The 17,484-nt window shown below is 68.5% G+C and carries 21 protein-coding genes; 10 read left to right on the top strand and 11 right to left on the bottom strand.

The features are described 5' to 3' along the window. Positions 1–68 precede the first annotated feature (68 nt). The 7 genes from ACQ7HM_RS06345 to ACQ7HM_RS06375 all read right to left on the bottom strand — a co-directional run bounded on the left by ACQ7HM_RS06345 (position 69) and on the right by ACQ7HM_RS06375 (position 3,186). A complete protein-coding gene (locus ACQ7HM_RS06345) occupies positions 69–641 on the bottom strand; it encodes a hypothetical protein (RefSeq protein WP_434215358.1) in 573 nt (190 codons plus the stop codon). Then, positions 638–1,375 carry a DUF6286 domain-containing protein gene (locus tag ACQ7HM_RS06350; RefSeq protein ID WP_434215359.1) on the bottom strand — a complete coding sequence of 246 codons (738 nt, stop codon included), beginning with the start codon at positions 1,373–1,375 and terminating at the stop codon, positions 638–640. The genes ACQ7HM_RS06345 and ACQ7HM_RS06350 overlap by 4 nt, the downstream gene beginning before the upstream one ends. Continuing rightward, positions 1,372–1,758 carry an Asp23/Gls24 family envelope stress response protein gene (locus ACQ7HM_RS06355; protein ID WP_434215360.1) on the bottom strand — a complete coding sequence of 129 codons (387 nt, stop codon included), beginning with the start codon at positions 1,756–1,758 and terminating at the stop codon, positions 1,372–1,374. Before ACQ7HM_RS06355 ends, ACQ7HM_RS06350 begins: the two co-directional genes overlap by 4 nt. After that, positions 1,751–1,933, bottom strand: coding sequence for a DUF2273 domain-containing protein (locus tag ACQ7HM_RS06360; protein WP_434215361.1), 183 nt, complete (start codon positions 1,931–1,933; stop codon positions 1,751–1,753). Before ACQ7HM_RS06360 ends, ACQ7HM_RS06355 begins: the two co-directional genes overlap by 8 nt. Positions 1,934–2,019: 86 nt before the next feature. Continuing rightward, positions 2,020–2,337 carry a hypothetical protein gene (locus tag ACQ7HM_RS06365; RefSeq protein ID WP_434215362.1) on the bottom strand — a complete coding sequence of 106 codons (318 nt, stop codon included), beginning with the start codon at positions 2,335–2,337 and terminating at the stop codon, positions 2,020–2,022. Positions 2,338–2,341: 4 nt separating this feature from the next. Continuing rightward, on the bottom strand, positions 2,342–2,707 hold the full coding sequence (locus tag ACQ7HM_RS06370) for a hypothetical protein (RefSeq protein ID WP_434215363.1): 366 nt from the start codon (positions 2,705–2,707) through the stop codon (positions 2,342–2,344). Then, positions 2,704–3,186, bottom strand: a complete 483-nt coding sequence (locus ACQ7HM_RS06375; RefSeq protein ID WP_434215364.1) for an Asp23/Gls24 family envelope stress response protein — start codon at positions 3,184–3,186, stop codon at positions 2,704–2,706. Before ACQ7HM_RS06375 ends, ACQ7HM_RS06370 begins: the two co-directional genes overlap by 4 nt. 206 nt (positions 3,187–3,392) lie before the next feature. Here ACQ7HM_RS06375 and ACQ7HM_RS06380 point away from each other — a divergent pair, with 206 nt between their 5' ends. The 3 genes from ACQ7HM_RS06380 (at position 3,393) to ACQ7HM_RS06390 (ending at position 6,176) form a co-directional block, all read left to right on the top strand. After that, positions 3,393–4,193: an RNA polymerase sigma factor gene (locus ACQ7HM_RS06380; protein ID WP_434215365.1), complete on the top strand. Its 801-nt coding sequence runs from the start codon at positions 3,393–3,395 to the stop codon at positions 4,191–4,193. Next, entirely contained in the window at positions 4,175–4,645 is a 471-nt protein-coding gene (locus ACQ7HM_RS06385; protein WP_434215366.1) for a hypothetical protein, read from the top strand. The genes ACQ7HM_RS06380 and ACQ7HM_RS06385 overlap by 19 nt, the downstream gene beginning before the upstream one ends. Positions 4,646–4,721: 76 nt before the next feature. Next, positions 4,722–6,176 carry an FAD-binding protein gene (locus ACQ7HM_RS06390; RefSeq protein ID WP_434215367.1) on the top strand — a complete coding sequence of 485 codons (1,455 nt, stop codon included), beginning with the start codon at positions 4,722–4,724 and terminating at the stop codon, positions 6,174–6,176. Between the two features lie 171 nt (positions 6,177–6,347). Here ACQ7HM_RS06390 and ACQ7HM_RS06395 read toward each other — a convergent pair whose 3' ends face one another. Then, the gene (locus tag ACQ7HM_RS06395; RefSeq protein WP_434215368.1) at positions 6,348–7,025 is read right to left on the bottom strand and encodes a fasciclin domain-containing protein; all 678 of its coding nucleotides are present in this window, start codon (positions 7,023–7,025) and stop codon (positions 6,348–6,350) included. A gap of 289 nt (positions 7,026–7,314) precedes the next feature. Between ACQ7HM_RS06395 and ACQ7HM_RS06400 the strand changes: the two genes are divergently transcribed. The 6 genes from ACQ7HM_RS06400 to ACQ7HM_RS06425 all read left to right on the top strand — a co-directional run bounded on the left by ACQ7HM_RS06400 (position 7,315) and on the right by ACQ7HM_RS06425 (position 13,451). Beyond that, positions 7,315–8,841: a molybdopterin-dependent oxidoreductase gene (locus tag ACQ7HM_RS06400; RefSeq protein ID WP_434215369.1), complete on the top strand. Its 1,527-nt coding sequence runs from the start codon at positions 7,315–7,317 to the stop codon at positions 8,839–8,841. Between the two features lie 32 nt (positions 8,842–8,873). After that, positions 8,874–9,449: an ECF RNA polymerase sigma factor SigK gene (gene sigK, locus ACQ7HM_RS06405; protein WP_434215370.1), complete on the top strand. Its 576-nt coding sequence runs from the start codon at positions 8,874–8,876 to the stop codon at positions 9,447–9,449. Continuing rightward, positions 9,439–10,305, top strand: coding sequence for an anti-sigma factor domain-containing protein (locus ACQ7HM_RS06410; protein WP_434215371.1), 867 nt, complete (start codon positions 9,439–9,441; stop codon positions 10,303–10,305). Before sigK ends, ACQ7HM_RS06410 begins: the two co-directional genes overlap by 11 nt. A gap of 235 nt (positions 10,306–10,540) precedes the next feature. Then, on the top strand, positions 10,541–11,623 hold the full coding sequence (locus ACQ7HM_RS06415) for a Re/Si-specific NAD(P)(+) transhydrogenase subunit alpha (protein WP_434215372.1): 1,083 nt from the start codon (positions 10,541–10,543) through the stop codon (positions 11,621–11,623). Then, positions 11,623–11,928, top strand: coding sequence for an NAD(P) transhydrogenase subunit alpha (locus ACQ7HM_RS06420; RefSeq protein ID WP_055784778.1), 306 nt, complete (start codon positions 11,623–11,625; stop codon positions 11,926–11,928). The genes ACQ7HM_RS06415 and ACQ7HM_RS06420 overlap by 1 nt, the downstream gene beginning before the upstream one ends. Further along, entirely contained in the window at positions 11,925–13,451 is a 1,527-nt protein-coding gene (locus ACQ7HM_RS06425; RefSeq protein ID WP_434215373.1) for an NAD(P)(+) transhydrogenase (Re/Si-specific) subunit beta, read from the top strand. Before ACQ7HM_RS06420 ends, ACQ7HM_RS06425 begins: the two co-directional genes overlap by 4 nt. Positions 13,452–13,521: 70 nt before the next feature. Here the strand turns inward: ACQ7HM_RS06425 and ACQ7HM_RS06430 are convergent, their stop codons facing one another. Further along, a complete protein-coding gene (locus ACQ7HM_RS06430) occupies positions 13,522–13,938 on the bottom strand; it encodes a hypothetical protein (protein ID WP_434215374.1) in 417 nt (138 codons plus the stop codon). Positions 13,939–14,020: 82 nt separating this feature from the next. Beyond that, complete coding sequence (locus ACQ7HM_RS06435; RefSeq protein ID WP_434215375.1) at positions 14,021–14,395, bottom strand: VOC family protein; 375 nt, start codon at positions 14,393–14,395, stop codon at positions 14,021–14,023. A 127-nt stretch (positions 14,396–14,522) separates the two neighbouring features. Here ACQ7HM_RS06435 and ACQ7HM_RS06440 point away from each other — a divergent pair, with 127 nt between their 5' ends. Beyond that, positions 14,523–14,951: a hypothetical protein gene (locus ACQ7HM_RS06440; protein ID WP_434215376.1), complete on the top strand. Its 429-nt coding sequence runs from the start codon at positions 14,523–14,525 to the stop codon at positions 14,949–14,951. Positions 14,952–15,044: 93 nt separating this feature from the next. Here ACQ7HM_RS06440 and metE read toward each other — a convergent pair whose 3' ends face one another. Further along, positions 15,045–17,312 (bottom strand): 5-methyltetrahydropteroyltriglutamate--homocysteine S-methyltransferase, encoded by a 2,268-nt coding sequence (gene metE / locus ACQ7HM_RS06445; protein ID WP_434215377.1) that lies wholly within the window; start codon positions 17,310–17,312, stop codon positions 15,045–15,047. Positions 17,313–17,484: the final 172 nt, after the last annotated feature.

Here is a 17,484-nt window from a genome sequence, read left to right on the forward strand (position 1 = left end):
CGACAGCGGCGACGACGAGGGGCCCGAGGCGTGATGCCTCGGGCCCCTCGCGTGTGATCGCACCGCGCTCAGTCGACGCGCGTGACCTTCTTCGGGGTCGACATGTGGACCAGGAAGCGCGGACGGACCTCGCTGCCCGGCAGGGCTGCGGCGATCTGCTGTTCGGCCCGACCGACGATCTCGGTGACGTCGGCGAAGTCCCGGTTCGACTCGGCCTCGACGGTGATCTCGAGCATGACCCGCTTGCGGTCGTCGATCGCCCGTGAGCGCGTCGAGGTGATCAGCCGGTGTCGTGCCAGATCATCGGCGACGGCGTGAGCGATCTTGCTCGGGTTGAGCGCCAGGGTGCCCGACCCGTCGCTGCCGGGGAGGATCACCGTCCCGGTTTTGCGGGGGCGGCTGTTCATCGACAGCAGCAGCAGTCCGATGACGATGCCACCCACGGCGATCCCGATGAGGACGTAGAGCCACCAGCTCTCGTCGGGCGCGCGGTCGAACCATGACAGGTCGATCTTGTCGAGCTGATCGCGGACCTGCTCGACCTTGAGCTGCCACGCGATGGCGATCGCGCCGACGGCGATGAACACCAGTCCGAGGAGCAGCGTGATGAGCCGGTTCACACCGGCGGGCAACACGTTCACGAGTGCACCTCCTTGGTGGTCGAGACGGTGGAGCCGGACGCCTCGGTGGGTCCCGTCTCGTCGTCTGTGTCGCTCTCGACGATCGGTTCCGGCAGGCTCGGCCGACCGGCCGCCGGGGGCGGCGTCTGCGACTTCGGGGTCTTGAGCGTGACGGTCTTGACCTTCACCGAGTGCTTCGGCAGGACCGTCGCGATGGACTCGGCGATGGCGGCACGGACCGCGTCGGTGTCAGCGGGTGCCTCGTCGGTGGTGGTGATGCGTGTGACGACCTTGCGTCGCTTCACGGTGCTGTCGGCCCGGGTGACACCGGCGTGCTGACGTGCCACGGCACTCGCGCGCCGGGCGACGTCGACCTTCCGGGTCCACGTGCTCGGCGAGTAGCCGTCGACCGTGCCGGCTCCGTCGAGCGCGATGTGCGTCTTCGACCGGGGCCGGATCGCGGTCCACACGAAGAACAACCCGACGACGATGAGCGCGATCGCGACGGCCCAGAACCAGGCCTGCCACGACAGGTCGCCGATCCAGCGCGAGGCCGCGGCGATCCAGCCGGAGCCGCTGATCCACTTCTGGTCGACGCAGATGTCACGGATGGCGACACCGCCGAGGGCGATGAGCGCGACGGCGAACAGCGACGTCAGCCAGACGGCACCGGGTGTGGCGGTCGGCGGGACGATCTTCTTGAGACGGGGAGCGGGGCCGGCCTCGGGCGTGCCCTGCGACTGGGGCGTGGTCATCGCACTCTCCTCTCCGAGCTCGTCTCGCCGACGATCACGTCGGCGATCGTGACATCGACCCGATGGGGTGTGACGCCGGTGAATCGCGCCAGCTCGGTGTGGACCAGGGCCCGCACCTCCTGGCAGAGGGCGGTGACCTGGGTGGGCCAGTGGACGGCGATGTCGACCGTGACGTCCGGGTGCGGACGCGACATGTCGATCGAGACCTTCGGATGCTCACCGCCGGTGAACATCCCGAGTGAACCGCGATGGCGCAGAACGCCCTCGATGGACAGCGCGGCCGCGCGGCCGATCTGCTCGCCGACCCGATCGTGGATCGTGGTGGTGCCGGGACCGCCGCCGTCGGCGACGCGTGGGGCGGCCTCGGTGGTCGGGTCAGCCACGGTTGCGGCTCCGCAGGAGCCCGGAGAGATCGATGGTGCCGTCGCGGTGCAGGCCGACGGCGAGACCGACCGCGCCGAGCAGGACGGCGAGGATGAAGCCACCGAATCCGCCGGTGGTGGCGGCGATGGCCAGCAGCAGGCCGACGATGAGACCGATGGTCGCGTTGTTGTTCATGTGGTTCCCCTGATGGGTCGGTGTGACGGTGGATGGTGGGTGATCGGGGCCGGCTGGACTCGCCGAGGCGAATCGGTTCCGGCGGATCAGATCTCGAAGTATCGCTTGGCGCCGGGGACCGAGCGGGGGAGCCTGGCCCGCACGGCCTCGATGGTCCTGACCGTGGAGCGCCGGATGCGGCGTATCCGCGACGTGGGTCGGACGCGGGGGCGGGGCGACGTCGACGGGCGGGCGGCGGTTCCGGCCGACCGGGGGGTGCCGGGGTCGACACCGGTCGTGCGCCCGAACTCCCGGTCGAGACGGGCCAGTTCACGGTGCAGCGCCTGCGGATCGCCGCCGACGTCGGGGTGGTACTGACGTATCACGGCCCGACGTCGGGCGGCGTAGTCCGAGGGCGGAGGCATCGGGTCAGCGATCACCGTCGGCCGCGGTGGGTTCCGCCGGGTCGGGCACGCCGGGGACGACATCGTCTCCGGCGGGTGCGCCGGGCGGCGGGTCGGCGACCGTGACGTCCTCGACGATGACCGTCATGGTCCGTCCGGACGCCTTCTCGGCCGCAGCGCGTACGGCCTCGGCCGTGTCCATCACGTTGCGCGACAGATCGACCTCGATGTGCACCTCGCCGCTGAACTCGTGGAGGCGGACACCGGTGATACGACGACCGGTCGCGTAGGTGGCCACCTCGCCGAACCGGCCCGCGTTCAGGCCGGTCACGCCGGGCACCGACGTGGTGGCGGCGACCACCGCGTCGGCGACCTCGGCGTCGGAACTCACTGGACCCGGGGCTCCGCGGTCTCGCCGGTGGTCTCGTCGTCCTCGAAGTGGATGTCGTGGATGGCGATGTTGACCTCGGTCACCTCGAGGCTCGTCATCTGCTCGATCGAGTTGATGACGTTGGAGCGCACTGCGGCGGCGAGATCGTGGATCGCGACGCCGTAGTTGGCGACGAGGCCCAGGTCGACTGCGGCCTGCTTCTCGCCGACCTCGACCGAGATGCCCTGGGTGATGCTCTGGCCGCCGCCGACCGGGATGGCCTCGCGGACGCGGCCGACGATGCGGGCGGCCTGGCCGCCGAGGTCGTAGACGCCCTCGATCTCACGCGCGGCGATGCCGGCGATCTTCGAGACGACCTGGTCGGCGATGGTGGTGCGGCCGTGCTGGCCGACGAGGTCGCGGTGTCCCTCGGAGATCTCCTTGCCGGGGGAGACCTTCGCTGCGGCCGAAGAGGTCGTGGTGGTGGACGGTGTGGTCATCTGCACTCCTTCATGTCAACACATGAGAGCGGTCTTTTCGACAGACCGGACTCGATTGGATCGAACGTCGTGCACCGGATCGGATCGAACGTCCTGTCATGGACGCGGGTGCGTTCCGGTGTAATGGTTGAGTCGGTGGCCGCGCCGGTTCTGCACGCGGGGTGAGACGTGACGTGGCCCACACCTTCGGCGAGAGGCCCAGAGACGTGCAGACCGAGGATCCGGTGGCTCCGGCCGATCCCGCCCCAGGCAATCTCGACGGTGTCGACACCCCCGGCGTCGAACTCACCGAGACCGACATCGCCGAGGAGTCCGACGAGACCCTGGCGCGGGCCGCCGCGGTCGGCGACCGCGCCGCCTTCGACGAACTCGTCCGGCGAACCCTCCCCATGCTGTTGCGCTACGCGCGACGCATGGTCTCCGATGCCGGGAACGCCGAGGACGTCGTGCAGGAGGCGCTGCTGGCGGCCTGGAAGGGTCTGCCGCGGTTCGGTTTCCAGAGCAGCTTCCGGACCTGGGTGTTCTCGATCGCGCACCGCAAGATCATCGACCTCCGACGCCGTCGCAGCGAGACGGCGGCCGACGACGAGTTCCTGACCGCCATCCCGTCCTCGTCACCGACACCCCTGGACGACGCGATGGGTACCTCTCTACGCGACGCCCTCGAACGCGAGCTCGCCGAACTGCCCTATCTCTCGCGCGCCACGTGGTGGTTGCGGGAGATGGAGGGGTTGTCGCATCCGGAGATCGCACGCGTCCTCGACATCACACCGAACTCGGTGCGCGGCCATCTGCAGCGGACGCGGGCGCGGCTCGCCGAGCGGATGGCGCCGTGGCGGCCCGGCGGGGACCCGGCCGGCGGCGACCGTCCCCCGGTCCGACCCGATCCCCCGGCAGGTACCGAACCACCGCAGCGGCGTCCGCACCACCGACCACCGACCACCACCGATCCACCGAGCACGCCGGATCCACCGACATCGGAGACCACATGGCAGTCACGGACGTGAGCGAGCAGGGGTCGGAGAAGTGGATCGTCGAGGCGGGTCGTGAACTGGACCCACCGGCGTCCGATGTCGAGCGGCTGACCGCCAAGGTCATCGACTCGGCGCGCAGGTTGTCGCACTCGCGATCGGAGTTGGCGACCGACCGCACGTCGGTTGTCGTGACCGACCGCGTGGTGCGTCGGGTCATCATGATCGAGATCCGCCGTCGGCTGGCGCGACCGGTGCTGGAGGTCGCGGTGACGTCAGAGGAGCGTGAGGTGACCGGCGTCCGGCTCGGTCTGATGTGTCGGTACGACGACGATCTCGGCGAACTCGCCGACCGGGCCCGCGGGGTGACCGCGGAGGTCCTCGCGGCCACCCTCGGTGACGAGCGGGGTGCGCGTGCGGCGAGTCGCGTCGACGTCGACTGGATGGACCTCGACTGGAGACCGCCTTCGACCGAGGGCAAAAACTAGAACCTGTTCTAGTATCTCGCTACTGTGAAGTCACCGGACGGTTCGACCGGCCGGGTCACGAGCGAGAGGACATGTGGTGCGCGCCGAACTCCCCGAGGTCATCCGTCACACCGACATCACCGACTGGTCCGACGAGGTCGACGTCCTCGTCGTCGGGTGCGGCATCTCGGGTGGGTGCGCCGCGGTCGAGGCGGCCACGGCCGGTGCGTCGGTCCTCCTCCTCGAGCGCGCCGGTGTCGCCGGCGGCACCACCTCGTTGGCGGGCGGCCACTTCTATCTCGGTGGCGGGACCGCCGTGCAGCAGGCGACCGGTCACGACGACTCGGCCGAGGAGATGGAGAAGTACATCACCGCGGTCAGCCGCGATCCCGAACCCGACAAGATCCACGCCTACTGCCGCGACAGCGTCGAGCACTTCGACTGGCTCGAGGCCCTGGGCTTCCACTTCGAGCGCAGCTTCTACGACAAGAAGGCCGTGATCCAGCCCGGTACCGAGGGGCTCATGTTCACCGGTAACGAGAAGGTCTGGCCCTTCTGCGATCTCGCCGTCCCCGCCCCGCGTGGACACAAGGTCCCGGTGCCCGGTGACACCGGCGGCGCGGGCATGGTCATCGACCTGCTCGTGAAGCGCCTGGCCGATCTCGACGTCGAGATCCGCTACGACACCGGCGCCCGACACCTCGTGGTCGACGATGCGGGTGCCGTGGTCGGTGTCGCGTGGAAACGGCTCGGCGAGACCGGGGCGATCCGGGCCCGCAGCGTAGTGATCGCCGCCGGCGGGTTCGTGATGAACGAGTCGATGGTCGACGAGTTCGTGCCGTCGCTGGCCGAGAAGCCGTACACGCTCGGCAACACCTTCGACGACGGTCTGGGGATCCGTCTCGGCGCGTCGGTCGGAGCTGCGCTCAAACACATGGACCAGACGTTCGTGACCGCGCCGGTGTACCCGCCGTCGGTGCTGATCACCGGTCTCATCGTGAACACGAACGGCGACCGCTTCGTGGCCGAGGACTCCTATCACTCGCGCACCTCGGGGTTCGTGATGGAGCAGCCGGGCGCCGCGGCCTACCTGATCGTCGACGAGGCGCACCTGGAGCGGCCGTCGTTCCCGCTGATCTCGTTCATCGACGGGTGGGAGACCATCGAGGAGATGGAGGCCGCCCTGAAGATCCCGACCGGGCGACTCGTCGCGACGATGGAGCGTTACAACACGCACGCCGCACAGGGTGAGGACCCGGACTTCCACAAGCGCGCCGAGTGGTTGGCGCCGCAGACCGAGGGCCCCTGGGCGGCCTTCGATCTCACACTGGGCAAGGCCCTCTACGCCGGCTTCACCATGGGCGGGTTGGCGACGAGCGTCGACGGTGAGGTGCTGACCGAGGCGGGCACCCCGATCGTGGGGCTCTACGCCGCGGGCGCGGGTGCGGCCAACATCGCCCAGGACGGCAAGGGCTACGCGAGTGGCACCCAACTCGGTGAGGGCTCGTACTTCGGCCGCCGTGCGGGTCGGCACGCGGCCGGTCGGGCCTGACGCCCGGCCCCCCGCCACGACCTTCGCCGGGGTGCCTGTCGAGGGGTGAACACACGAAAACGGACCGAAGCCATGGGGCAGATGGCTTCGGTCCGTTGTCCGTGGGTGACGTCGACGGACCCGAGGGCCCGCCGACGTCAGTTCACAGCTGGTACATCAGTGATCAGATGATCAGGCCGGAGGCATGAGCACGTCGCCGATGAGGTACACGGTCGCGTTGGCGGTCTTGACGCCACCACAGATGACCGGTGCGTTACCGGCGCCGACGGTGAGGTCGTTGCCGCTGCCGTTGACGGTGACGTCCTGGCCCTCGACGGTCTTGTGGGTGCCGGCGATCTGCTGCGGCGAGAGCTGACCCGGGATGACGTGGTAGGTCAGGATCTTGGTCAGCAGGGCGTCATCGGTCTTCAGGGTGTCGATGGTGGCCGCCGGGATCTTGGCGAACGCATCGTCGACCGGCGCGAAGACGGTGAACTGGCTGCTGTTCAGGGTGTCGACCAGGTTGACCTTGGGGTTCAGCTGTCCGGAGACGGCCTGGGTCAGGGTCTTGAGCAGCGGGTTGTTCGAGGCTGCGGTAGCAACCGGGTCCAATGCCATGCCACCGACCGAGCCGGGGCCGCTGGCGTTGGCCTCGGCGTAGGAGGCGCAGCCCGAGCCCACGAGATCGGCGGCCGGATCGGCGCTGGCGGCCGAGCTCTCGGCGGCCGACGACGCGGCGGTCGAGGTGGCGGCGGTGCTGGACGATGCGGAGTCGGAGCTGTCGTCGCTGGAGCAACCGGCGACCAGGCCGACTGCCATGCCCAGGCTTGCAACTGCTACGGCGAATCGTTGGGTCCTCTTGAGGGCCATTGCCTATCCAATCTTTTGGTGTTGTCGGTCACTTGCCATTCGGACCCTACGACGGGGCGGATGGGTCATGACCAAAACTTTCTGTCTCGAATTCGTCAATACGTATCGCGACGGTCACGGCGCGGTAACGGCGTCTCAAATAGGTCGGCTCCGCCAGGCATCCGCCTCGCCACCGGCGACGAATAGCTATATGAACCTTTGCCACATGCATTTCGCCGGGTAGGGCAGACCTTCCGCTCGGCGCGGTACGGCCCTGCGTCACAACCGATCTCCAACCGAGAGGCATCACATGCGCTTCGAGAAGACCGCACGCGGCGCCCTCGCCGGGCTCGTGGCCGTCGGGTCCGCCCTGGCGGCCGGCGAGATCATCTCCGTCGCGGTCTCGTCGTATGCGTCTCCGTATTTCGCGGTCGGCTCCTATCTCGTCGACAACGCGCCCGCACCCGTCCGTGAGTTCGCGATCCGACAGTTCGGCACGAGCGACAAGATCGCCCTGCTGACCGGCATGGCCGTCGGCATCGCGGTGCTGGCCGTCGTCGCAGGACTCGTCGAACGGCGTACGCGCCCCATCGGCTCGGTGCTCATCGTGCTGTTCGGTGCCTTCGGGGTGTTCGCGGCGATGGCCCGCCCCACCGCGGACGCGAGCTATTCGATCCCGTCGATCGTCGCCGCGGTCGTCGGCATCCTCGTCCTGCGTGCACTGCTCGGCTTCTTCGGTAAGACCAATGCCGCGGCGCCGGAGCAGAACGGTCTGTCCCGACGCCTCTTCTTCTCCTCGGCGGTGACGGTGGCCGTCGTCGCCGGTGCCGTGGCGTTCGCGGGCAAGAAGATCGCCGAGGCCGGTGACGCGATCGCCGAGCGCCGCAAGCTGAAGCTGCCGACACCGGTCACCAAGGCGGCGCCGATCCCCGCGGGCGCCGATCTCAAGGTCCCCGGCGCGACGTCGTTCGTGACGCGCAACTCCGACTTCTATCGCATCGACACCGCGCTGCAGGTCCCGAACCTGAAGACCGGCGACTGGCAGCTGCGCATCCACGGCATGGTCGAGAACGAGATGACCCTCACGTGGGAGGACCTCATGGGGATGCAGGCCGAGGAGAAGGTCATCACCCTCACCTGCGTCTCGAACCAGGTCGGTGGCATCCTCGCCGGCAACGCCACCTGGATCGGCTACCCGATCAAGTCCATCCTCGAGCGCGCCGGGGTCAAGGGCGACGCGGACATGTTGTTCTCCACCAGCGTCGACGGCTGGACCTCGGGCACCCCGATCTCGGCGCTCACCGACGGCCGCGACGCGATCCTCGCCGTCGCCATGAACGGACAGCCCCTGCCCCTCGAGCACGGCTACCCGGTCCGTCAGGTGGTGCCGGGTCTCTACGGCTTCGTCTCGGCCTGCAAGTGGGTCGTCGACTGGGAGATCACCCGATTCGACAAGGCCGAGGCCTACTGGACCAAGCGCGGGTGGGGTGCGCAGGGACCGATCAAGACCGCCTCGCGCATCGATCGCCCCGAACCCTTCTCCAGCTCTCCGGCCGGCGAGGTGATCCTCGCGGGCACCGCATGGGCCCAGCACCGCGGTATCGAGAAGGTCGAGGTCCGCATCGACAACGGTCCCTGGGAGGTCGCCGACCTCACCGAGGAGTACTCGATCGACACCTGGCGGCAGTGGTCGTACCGCTGGCAGGCGACGCCGGGCCAGCACACCGTGTACTGCCGGGCCACCGACAAGACCGGTCAACTGCAGACCGAGGAACGCACGCCCCCCATCCCGGGTGGCGCCACAGGCTGGCACAACCGTGTACTCACGATTGCGTAGGGCGATGAATCAGACAAGCTACTGTCGGTCCTGTGACCGACCGTTCTCTCGCGCGTCTGCCGGAGCTGGCAGACCTGTTGGAGCGGACGGCTGCGCGCGACCGGGCTGCCTTCGCGGCGCTCTACGACGCGACGAGTCCCCGGGTGTACGGACTGATCCTGCGGGTGCTGCGCGACCCCGGTTACGCCGAGGAGACGTTGCAGGAGGTCTACCTGCAGATCTGGCAGAATGCCTCGAACTATCGGCCCGACATGGGGTCGGTCGTGTCCTGGATGCTGACGATCGGACATCGTCGTGCGGTCGATCGCGTCCGCTCGGAGGAGGCGTCATCGCGACGGGGGACGCAGTACACGGTCTCGAACGCGATGACCGAGGTCGACGAGGTCGTCGAATCGGTGGTGACCCGCGAGGACCGTCGCGCGGTCATCGCGTGCCTGGGCACCCTCACCGACACCCAGCGGGAGAGCATCGAGCTGTCGTACTACGGCGGGCTGAGCTATCCGCAGGTGGCCGAGAAGCTCGGGGCGGCACTGCCCACCGTGAAGTCGCGCATCCGGGACGGACTGCGTCGACTCAAGTCCTGCCTGGAGTCCAGCGATGAGGCCTGATCGAGATCCTCGCGAGCTCGTCGACGACCTGCTCGAGCTCTACGCGATCGACGCGCTCGATCGCGGCGAGCGAGCGTCGTTCGAGGCCGCGTTGTCGGCGGTCGACGAAGAACGCCGCATCGCCGCGGTCACCGAGATCCGTCGCACCCACGACGCCGTCGCGCGCATGGCCGCCGAGCACACCGTCATCCCGCCGGTGGCGGTGCGGCGGGCGCTGCTCGACGCCGTCGCGTCGGAGCGTCTCGGGGCGGTGCGGCCGCTGCGGTCGGTGCCGTCGGATCCCGTCGGCCCGGTGTCGCAGGACATCCCCGCCATCTCCGTCGACGAACCGCCTCTCGTGAACGCTGCGGACGAGCTGAGCGCGCGCCGTACCCGTCGGCGTCGACTCGCGATGTCGGTGGCGTCTGCCGCCGCGGCTCTTCTGCTCGTCATCGGTGGTGTCGTCATCGGACGGTCGTCGGTGTCGACCCCGGAGCCGTCCACGCCCGCCGTCGCGGCCGGTTCGGTCGAGCTGGAGCAACTGCGCGCGGTGATGAGTGCGCAGGACGCCGAGATGCACCGCACGCAGCTGACCGGCATGCCCGGCACCGTCGTGGTCGCCTCGTCGCGGTCGATGGACACCGCGGTGGTGTTGCTCGACAGCGCACCGGTACCGGCGAACGCGCAGACCTATCAGCTGTGGCTCATCGGGAACGCCCATGCGCCGAAGTCGGCGGGCCTGATCACCGACGCGTCGGCGTCGACGCCGGTGATCGTCCACGGCCTCGATCAGTCCCGGACGGTCGGCATGACCATGGAGCCCCGTGGTGGATCGCCCCAGCCGACCGGCGATGTGCTCGCGGCTGTTTCCATCTGACAGCGTTTGGTTCGAACAGCTGTTTTCGCTGACAGTCGTCATCTGAGGTGCCCTCGGGTGGGCACGTCGCCCGTCGATGTCCGGTGCTATGTTTCGTTCAACCTTCGGTCGCCGATCGTGACCGATTGCTCTTCGAAGTGCCTGCGTCGGTGACCCCTCGGACGCGGCCTCACGCGGTGTCGTCGTGACGCCGTCGTGAACACGTGTGCAGCAGCAGTGTGAGACAGGTGGGTATATGAGCGTCGGTGTCGTGCGCGAGATCGCGGAGGGGGAACGGCGCGTCGCGCTGGTACCCAAGGTGGTCGCGTCGTTGGTGAACAAGAAGGTCGACGTGATCGTCGAATCGGGGGCGGGCCTCGGTGCCCTCATCCCCGACTCCCTCTACACCGACGCCGGGGCCACGATCGGTGACCCGTGGTCGGCGGATCTGGTCGTGAAGGTCGTCGCCCCGACCGACGACGAGGTCGCGAAGCTCCACTCCGGTCAGACGTTGATCGGCTTTCTCGCCCCGCGCAACCAGGAGAACCAGATCGGTGCGCTGAAGTCGGCGGGCGTGCAGGCGTTCGCCGTCGAGGCCATCCCACGCATCAGCCGCGCGCAGGCGATGGACGCGCTCAGCTCGCAGGGCAACGTGTCGGGCTACAAGGCCGTGATCCTCGCCGCCTCGACGTCGACCCGCTACTTCCCGATGCTGACCACCGCCGCCGGCACGGTGAAGCCGGCCACCGCGCTGATCCTCGGCGTCGGGGTCGCGGGCCTGCAGGCACTCGCGACCGCCAAGCGGCTCGGTGCCCGCACCACCGGTTACGACGTCCGCCCCGAGGTGGCGGAGCAGGTCAAGTCCGTCGGTGCGCAGTGGCTCGACCTCGGCATCGACGCTGCCGGTGAGGGCGGTTACGCCCGTGAGCTCACCGAGGACGAGCGCGCGCAGCAGCAGAAGGCGCTCGAGGACGCGATCAAGGGCTTCGACGTGGTCATCACGACCGCTCTCGTCCCGGGCCGTCCCGCCCCACGACTGGTCACCGCCGCCGCGGTCGAGGGCATGAAGCCCGGCAGCGTCATCGTCGACCTCGCCGGCGAGACCGGCGGCAACTGCGAACTCACCGAGCCGGGCGAGAACGTCGTGAAGCACGGCGTGACGATCTGCTCGCCGCTCAACCTCCCCGCCGGTATGCCCGAGCATGCCAGCGAGCTCTACTCCAAGAATCTCCTCGCCCTCATCGAGCTGATGCTCGACGAGAACGGCTCGATAGCACCGGATTTCTCCGATGAGGTGCTCGAGAAGTCGTGCGTGACCCGAGAGGCAGGCGACGCCTGATGTACACCGGACTCCTGGCCAACCTCGCGATCCTGGTGCTCGCCGGATTCGTGGGCTTCGCCGTCATCTCCAAGGTGCCCAACACCCTGCACACCCCGCTCATGTCGGGCACCAACGCCATCCACGGCATCGTCGTGCTCGGCGCGCTCGTCGTGCTCGGCGCGCTGCCCGCCGACGCGAACTGGGGCGTGCGCATCATCGCGTTCGTCGCGCTGGTGTTCGGCACGCTCAACGTCATCGGCGGCTTCGCCGTCACCGACCGCATGCTCGGGATGTTCAAGGGCAAGAAGGAGGTCGAGAAGTGACCGTCGATCTGTCGTTCGTCGCGGGCCATGTGCCCAACCAGGGTGTCTCGTACGCGGTCACCGCGCTCTACATCCTCGCGTTCGGTCTGTTCATCTACGGCCTGTCGGGCCTGACCGGCCCGAAGACCGCCGTGCGCGGCAACTGGATCGCCGCCGTCGGCATGGGCATCGCCGTCGCCGCGACCCTGCTCTACGTGTGGAACGAGGGCGCCCGGGCGAACGAGGGACCCGGCCGCGTCGAGGTGCCGACGATCAACTGGATCCTCATCGCCGTCGGCCTCATCATCGGTGTCGCACTGGGCATCCCGCCCGCGTTGAAGACCAAGATGACGGCGATGCCGCAGCTGGTCGCGCTGTTCAACGGTGTCGGTGGTGGCACCGTCGCACTCATCGCCTGGTCGGAGTTCATCGAGACCTCCGGCTTCGCCGAGTTCGGTGACAAGCAGCCCGCGTCGCCGCTCGTCGTCGGCTCGCTCATCGCGGCGATCATCGGCTCGATCTCGTTCTGGGGCTCGCTGATCGCGTTCTCCAAGCTGCAGGAGATCCTGCCCAAGGGCGTCGAGAAGTTCTTCGTCGGCAACGCCAAGCTGTTCCAGCTAGCGAACATGGTGCTGCTCGTGGGATCGATCGCGATCGCGGTCTTCCTCGGGGTGCAGGCCACCAGCGGTGGCGGCGCCAGCGTCTGGTGGATCGTCGGTCTGCTCATCGCGGCCGGCGTGATGGGTCTGTTCGTGGTGCTGCCCATCGGTGGCGCCGACATGCCCGTCGTCATCTCGCTGCTCAACGCGATGACCGGCTTGTCCGCTGCCGCAGCGGGTATCGCGCTCGACAACACCGCACTCATCGTCGCGGGCATGATCGTCGGCGCATCGGGTTCCATCCTCACCAACCTCATGGCCAAGGCCATGAACCGGTCGATCCCCGCGATCGTCTTCGGCTCGTTCGGTGGTGGCGCCGACGGTGCCGCGGCCGGTCCGGCCGGCGACGGCGGCACGGTGAAGGCCACCTCGGCCGCCGACGCCGCGATCCAGATGGCCTACGCCAACCAGGTCATCGTCGTCCCGGGGTACGGCCTCGCGGTCGCCCAGGCGCAGCACGCGGTGAAGGAGATGGCGACGCTGCTCGAGGGCAAGGGCGTCGAGGTCAAGTACGCGATCCACCCGGTGGCCGGTCGTATGCCCGGGCACATGAACGTGCTGCTGGCCGAGGCCGACGTCGAGTACGACGCGATGAAGGAGATGGACGACATCAACGGCGAGTTCAGCCGTACCGATGTCGCGATCGTCATCGGCGCCAACGACGTCACCAACCCCGCGGCACGCAACGATCCCAGCTCGCCGATCCACGGCATGCCGATCCTCAACGTCGACGAGGCGCGATCGGTGATCGTGCTCAAGCGGTCGATGTCGTCGGGCTACGCCGGTATCGACAACCCGCTGTTCGGGGCGTCGGGGACGTCGATGCTCTTCGGCGACGCCAAGAAGTCCGTCGGTCAGGTCATCGAGGAACTCAAGGCGCTGTAGACCACGAACCGCCGGCAGATGAGGCGATCCTTCCCGCTCACCGGGAAGAATCGCCTCGTCTGTTCTCGTCTCAGCCGATCAGGAAGCGGAAGCCGGTGATCGAGTTGTTCGCCGGGTTCGCGTCTCTCTCGGTCTCGCGCGCGGTGACCGTCGACTGGCCGATGTAGAAGCGGCCCAGCAGGCTGCGGGTGTGCACGGTCATCGTCTGACCGGGGCGGATCGCCTCGATCGTGAAGCCGTCGCTCGCGGTCGGCGGGATGCCGGACACCGCCACCGCGATGTTCGTCGCGGTGGCGGTGCCACGGTTGGCGATCCGGATCACGAACGGAGCCTGCGCCGGGAAGTTCCGGGGGCCCAGCTCGGGTAGCGACACCACCAGGTCGGGGCGCGCCGGTGCGGCCGACGCCGACGAGACCCCCGTCAGGAGTGCGGCCGCGGCACAGGCCGTGGCGAGGACGGTGGTGAGGGGGCGGCTCCAGCGGCGCATGGGTCTCCTGTTGTCGGCGGGTGCTCGTACAGCTGTACCAGACGCGCCGCGACGCAGGAGTCCGCATTGCCGAAGACGTCCCTCAGTGGGTCTCCTGCCGCGTCTGACCGAGGATGCAGAACTCGTTGCCCTCGGGATCGGCCAGAACGGTCCAGGTGACCGAGGGGTCCTGACCGATGTCGACGCGCGTGGCGCCGAGCGACTCGACCCGGGCGATCTCGTCTGCGGTGGACATCCCGTCGGCGCGAAGATCCAGGTGGAGACGGTTCTTGATCGTCTTGGCCTCGGGGACGCGGAGGAAGTCGATGCTCGGCGTCGACCCGTCGGCCGGACCGATGCTGAGGTAGTCGTCGCCCTCGACCTCGGTGACCTGCCATCCGAGGACCGCGGTCCAGAAGTCGGCGACGAGTCGGATGTCGTGGCAGTCGATGGCGATGACGTCGATTCTGCTGGTCATGGCGGCAACCTTACGACCGCCGTACGTGGGCCAGGTTGCGATTGCGTATCGGGGACTGGACATCCTTCGCGCCGGTAAGCATGATGGCAGTCAATTGGTACGCATCCGTTCCACCAGGAGGTCGTCGATGAGAACACGCCGCATCGCAGTAGTCGCGAGCGCAGTCGCCGCACTGTCGCTCGCCGTCGCCCCGAGCTCCGGCGCGGCGCCGGAGCAGACTCCCCCACCGACCGGCGCCCCCGACGTCACCATCTCCCGTCCCCAGGTGTCGACCGACCCGGCCACCCGCGGCGAGATCTCCGTGGTCATCAGCAACGTGGGAACCGAGCGTGCCACCGGCATCGTCGCCTACATCAACTCCATCCCCAACACCTTCGGCGGCACGAAACTGATCGACGGCATCGACCCCGGGAAGTCGGTGCGAACGCCGGTCGGCACGATCGGTGCAGCCCCTTTCACCGGCATCGTTGCGTCCGCGGTCTACTGCGACGGGCGAGACCCGCAGCCGCTCAACAACTATTCGTTCAGCTTCGAGACACTGCGCCCTCCTCGCTGACACCGTCACCTCCCAGCGTGCCCCGCCTCCCCCCGGGCGTGGGCAGGTCGGGTGGGATCGAGACCCCCGATCCCACCCGACCACCTCACCCGGTCACAACTCGGCGCGCACGATGTGCGCCGCGGTGACGAGGTTGCGCAACGACGCCTCCACCTCCTCGGCCGAGCGCGTCTTCAGTCCGCAGTCGGGATTGATCCAGAGTCGCTGTGCCGGGACCGCATCCAGCGCGGCGCGCAGTGACGCCACGATCTCGCCGACCTCCGGGACACGCGGCGAATGGATGTCGTAGACACCCGGTCCCACGCTGTTCGCGTACCCGATGGCGTTCAGATCGTCGAGAACCTCCATGTGCGAACGCGCTGCCTCGATCGAGGTGACATCGGCGTCGAGATCGGAGATGGCACCGATCACCGCACCGAACTCCGAGTAACAGAGGTGGGTGTGGATCTGCGTCGCATCCGCCACACCCGAGGTGGACAACCGGAACGCATCGACCGCCCAGCGCAGGTACGCCGCCTGATCCTCCGAGCGCAGAGGTAACAACTCCCGCAGCGCGGGTTCGTCGACCTGGATGATCCCGACGCCGGCGTCCTCGAGATCGACGGTCTCGTCGCGGATCGCCACCGCGATCTGGTTCGCGCTGTCCGACAACGGTTGATCGTCGCGCACGAACGACCACGCGAGGATGGTGACCGGCCCGGTCAGCATGCCCTTCACGGGTCGATCGGTGAGCGATTGGGCGTAGTCGATCCACGTCACCGTCATCGGGTACCGCCGACGCACGTCGCCGTACAGGATCGGGGGCCGCACACACCGGGTGCCGTAGGACTGCACCCACCCGTTCTCGGTGGCGAAGAACCCGTCGAGTTGTTCGGCGAAGTACTGCACCATGTCGTTGCGCTCGGGCTCGCCGTGCACCAGTACGTCCAGTCCGAGATCCTCCTGCAGCGCGATGACACTCGCCACCTCGTCACGCATCTGCCGTTCGTACTCGTCGACACCGATCTCGTCCGCGCGCAGCGCCGCCCGTGCGCGACGGATAGCCGACGTCTGCGGGTAGGACCCGATCGTCGTCGCGGGCACGACCGGTAGTCCGAGCCGGTCGTCCTGGGTGGCACGGCGTTGCGCCGCGGGGCCGCGGGTGATCCCCTCGGCGACCGCGGCCGCCACATGCCGGCGGACGGCGTCGTCGTGTACGCGGGGATCCGAGCGGCGTGCGGCCAACGACCGCGCGCAGTCGTCCAGAGCGTCTCCGACGGCGTCGCGTCCGTCGCGGAGTGCCGTGGCCAGCGTGACCACCTCGGCGACCTTCTCCTCACCGAATGCCAGCCAACTCCGCAGCGTGTCGTCGAGTCGGGACTCCGACCCGAGACCGTGGGGCACGTGCAGTGTCGAGCACGACGTCGAGACCGCCACCGAGGCGGCCGAGCCCAGCAGCGTCGCCAGGGTCGCGAGCGAGGCCGACAGGTCGTTGCGCCAGATGTTGCGTCCGTCGACGACCCCCGCCACTAGGAGCTTCGACCTCAGGGTCGGTACCGCGGCCACCGCGTCGGCGCTGCCACGCACCAGATCGACGGCGAGGGCCTCGATGTCGGTGGCGGCGAGCGCGGGCAGTGCGTCTCCGAGATCGCCGAAGTAGCTCGCGACGAGGATCGCGGGACGGTCGGTCCCTGCGGCCAGGTCCCCGTACACCTGCGTGGCGAGGCCTGCCGGATCAGCGTGGAGGTCGGTGACCAGCGCCGGTTCGTCGATCTGCACCCATTCCGCGCCCGCCTCGCGCAGCGTCGACAACAGGGTGCGGTACAGCGGGATCAGCTCGTGGAGTCGTTCGACAGGGGTGGTGCCGTCGATTCCCTTGCTCAGCAGCAGGAAGGTGATCGGTCCGATGACGACCGGGCGCGCCGGGATGTCCAGTGACACCGCCTCGGCCAGTTCGTCGAGGATCTTGCCCGGGTGCAGCGCGAACGTCGTCGACGCCGAGATCTCCGGGACGAGGTAGTGGTAGTTGGTGTCGAACCACTTCGTCATCTCCAGCGGGGCGACCTTCCCGGTGCCGCGTGCCGCGGCGAAGTACCGATCGAGCTCGTCGTCGATGTCGGCGACCCGCGGCGGTAATGCGCCGAGAAGTGCTGCGGTGTCGAGCATCTGGTCGTAGAACGAGAAGGTGTTGACCGGGATCGAGTCGAGTCCGGCTGCGCGCAGACTCCGTAGGGCCGCGCGGCGCAGATCGGCGGCCAGGGCTCGTAGCTGCGTCTGGTCGGTGCGTCCGGCCCAATAGGACTCGACGGCCCGTTTGAGCTGCCGATTCGGCCCGATGCGAGCCGAGCCCAGAGTTGTTGCGGTGAAAGGTGTACCAGTCATGTGCGTGACGATCCTTCGGTGCGTGCGGATGGTCATCACCAAAGAACGTGGTACCGACGAGCCGGTCGGGTGCCCACGGCACGCGACGAACAGCCGTGGCCCCGGGAGGGCACGGCACGACTCCAGCGGTCACACGCCCAGTCCACGAGGCGATGATCCGCCGGGTGCGGCG

The organism is Williamsia sp. MIQD14 (assembly GCF_051025635.1).
Classification (GTDB): Bacteria; Actinomycetota; Actinomycetes; order Mycobacteriales; family Mycobacteriaceae; genus Williamsia_A.

Coding starts and splice junctions, on each gene's coding strand:
- ACQ7HM_RS06395 (WP_434215368.1), bottom strand. CDS start 7,025: ATGGCCCTCAAGAGGACCCAACGATTCGCCGTAGCAGTTGCAAGCCTG.
- ACQ7HM_RS06430 (WP_434215374.1), bottom strand. CDS start 13,938: ATGCGCCGCTGGAGCCGCCCCCTCACCACCGTCCTCGCCACGGCCTGT.
- ACQ7HM_RS06365 (WP_434215362.1), bottom strand. CDS start 2,337: ATGCCTCCGCCCTCGGACTACGCCGCCCGACGTCGGGCCGTGATACGT.
- metE (WP_434215377.1), bottom strand. CDS start 17,312: ATGACTGGTACACCTTTCACCGCAACAACTCTGGGCTCGGCTCGCATC.
- ACQ7HM_RS06385 (WP_434215366.1), top strand. CDS start 4,175: ATGGCAGTCACGGACGTGAGCGAGCAGGGGTCGGAGAAGTGGATCGTC.
- ACQ7HM_RS06400 (WP_434215369.1), top strand. CDS start 7,315: ATGCGCTTCGAGAAGACCGCACGCGGCGCCCTCGCCGGGCTCGTGGCC.
- ACQ7HM_RS06435 (WP_434215375.1), bottom strand. CDS start 14,395: ATGACCAGCAGAATCGACGTCATCGCCATCGACTGCCACGACATCCGA.
- ACQ7HM_RS06440 (WP_434215376.1), top strand. CDS start 14,523: ATGAGAACACGCCGCATCGCAGTAGTCGCGAGCGCAGTCGCCGCACTG.
- ACQ7HM_RS06350 (WP_434215359.1), bottom strand. CDS start 1,375: ATGACCACGCCCCAGTCGCAGGGCACGCCCGAGGCCGGCCCCGCTCCC.
- ACQ7HM_RS06415 (WP_434215372.1), top strand. CDS start 10,541: ATGAGCGTCGGTGTCGTGCGCGAGATCGCGGAGGGGGAACGGCGCGTC.
- ACQ7HM_RS06360 (WP_434215361.1), bottom strand. CDS start 1,933: ATGAACAACAACGCGACCATCGGTCTCATCGTCGGCCTGCTGCTGGCC.
- ACQ7HM_RS06420 (WP_055784778.1), top strand. CDS start 11,623: ATGTACACCGGACTCCTGGCCAACCTCGCGATCCTGGTGCTCGCCGGA.
- ACQ7HM_RS06410 (WP_434215371.1), top strand. CDS start 9,439: ATGAGGCCTGATCGAGATCCTCGCGAGCTCGTCGACGACCTGCTCGAG.
- ACQ7HM_RS06375 (WP_434215364.1), bottom strand. CDS start 3,186: ATGACCACACCGTCCACCACCACGACCTCTTCGGCCGCAGCGAAGGTC.